The organism is Halostella sp. PRR32, from assembly GCF_034808085.1.
Lineage (GTDB): Archaea > Halobacteriota > Halobacteria > Halobacteriales > Natronoarchaeaceae > Halostella > Halostella pelagica.
This window is the reverse complement of record NZ_JAXHGL010000060.1, coordinates 1-285: the sequence shown is the minus strand read 5'-3', so window position 1 is coordinate 285 and position 285 is coordinate 1. Positions and strand designations below refer to the sequence as shown.

Genomic DNA, 285 nt, shown 5'->3' with positions numbered 1-285 from the left:
CGAACGTACGCGTCGCCGCCGAGGGGGACCTGCACCGTCGACCCCGTCTCGAGCGTCTCGAGCGCTTCGATGGCCTCGTCCATCTCGGTCTTCTCGTCGCGGAGCTCCTGGATGTCCGCTTCGAGCCCCTCGATCTCTTCCTGAATCTGCTGGAGTTCCTGGGAGAGCTGCTGGAGTTCGCCGCCGCCGCCACCACCGCCCATCATTGTGCTTCGACCTCCTCGATCTCGACCTGCTGACGCGTGCAGCCGTGACGGCTGCCGAAGTTGGCGTACGTGTGTTCGC

The 285-nt window shown here is 65.6% G+C and carries 2 pseudogenes; both read right to left on the bottom strand.

The window, feature by feature from the left end:
• Window positions 1-206: pseudogene (locus SM753_RS20385) on the bottom strand (prefoldin subunit alpha); the annotation flags it as partial.
• A pseudogene (locus SM753_RS21485) lies at window positions 203-285 on the bottom strand (50S ribosomal protein L18a); the annotation flags it as partial. The pseudogenes SM753_RS21485 and SM753_RS20385, both read right to left, overlap by 4 nt.